Here is a 1448-nt window from a genome sequence, read left to right as displayed (position 1 = left end):
GAGCTGCATGCCATTCGCGAGCAGGTTCGGCGTGGTCCGAGTGAGCGGGCTACCCAGGCCCAGAAGGCCAAGGGAAAGCTGACCGCTCGTGAGCGCATAGATCTGCTGCTGGACGAGGGCTCTTTCAACGAGGTCGAGCCCCTGCGGCGGCACCGGGCGACCGGTTTCGGACTGGAGGCCAAGCGCCCCTACACCGACGGTGTCATCACCGGCTGGGGCACGGTGCACGGCCGGACCGTGTTCGTCTACGCGCACGACTTCCGGATCTTCGGCGGCGCGCTGGGCGAGGCCCACGCCACCAAGATCCACAAGATCATGGACATGGCCATCGCGGCCGGCGCGCCCCTGGTCTCGCTCAACGACGGCGCCGGCGCCCGTATCCAGGAGGGCGTCTCCGCCCTCGCCGGCTACGGCGGGATCTTCCAGCGCAACACCAAGGCCTCCGGCGTCATCCCGCAGATCAGCGTGATGCTCGGCCCCTGCGCCGGCGGCGCGGCCTACAGCCCGGCGCTGACGGACTTCGTGTTCATGGTCCGCGAGACCTCCCAGATGTTCATCACCGGCCCCGACGTGGTGCGCGCGGTGACGGGCGAGGAGATCACCCAGAACGGCCTGGGCGGCGCGGACGTGCACGCCGAGACCTCGGGCGTCGCGCACTTCGCGTACGACGACGAGGAGACCTGCCTGGAGGAGGTCCGCTACCTGCTGTCCCTCCTGCCGCAGAACAACCGCGAGAACCCGCCGCGCGTGACGCCGGAGGACCCGGCCGACCGCACCGGCGAGGCACTGCTGGACCTGGTCCCGGCGGACGGCAACCGTCCGTACGACATGCGCAAGGTCATCGAGGAGCTCGTCGACGACGGCGAGTACCTCGAGGTCCACGAGCGCTGGGCCACCAACATCATCTGCGCGCTGTCCCGTCTGGACGGCCAGGTCGTGGGCATCGTGGCGAACCAGCCGCAGTCCCTGGCCGGCGTCCTGGACATCGAGGCCTCCGAGAAGGCCGCGCGGTTCATCCAGATGTGCGACGCCTTCAACATCCCGATCATCACTCTTCTGGACGTCCCCGGCTTCCTGCCCGGCGTCGACCAGGAGCACGGTGGAATCATCCGCCACGGCGCCAAGCTGCTGTACGCCTACTGCAACGCCACCGTGCCGCGCATCTCGGTGATCCTGCGCAAGGCCTACGGCGGCGCCTACATCGTCATGGACTCCCAGTCCATCGGCGCCGACCTCACCTACGCCTGGCCCACCAACGAGATCGCGGTCATGGGCGCCGAGGGCGCGGCGAACGTCATCTTCCGCAAGCAGATCGCGGAGGCCGACGACCCCGAGGCGATGCGCGCCCGCATGGTCAAGGAGTACAAGGCCGAGCTCATGCACCCGTACTACGCGGCCGAGCGCGGTCTGGTCGACGACGTCATCGACCCCGTCGAGACCCGCTCGGT

The 1448-nt window shown here is 69.0% G+C and carries 1 protein-coding gene; it reads left to right on the top strand.

The window, feature by feature from the left end; genetic code table 11:
• A partial coding sequence (locus ACIG36_RS33285) for an acyl-CoA carboxylase subunit beta (RefSeq protein WP_399936255.1) occupies positions 1-1448 on the top strand: 1448 nt, incomplete at both ends.

The organism is Streptomyces sp. NPDC053048 (genome assembly GCF_044547045.1).
Classification (GTDB): domain Bacteria; phylum Actinomycetota; class Actinomycetes; order Streptomycetales; family Streptomycetaceae; genus Streptomyces.
This window is presented reverse-complemented; position numbering and strand designations above follow the sequence as displayed.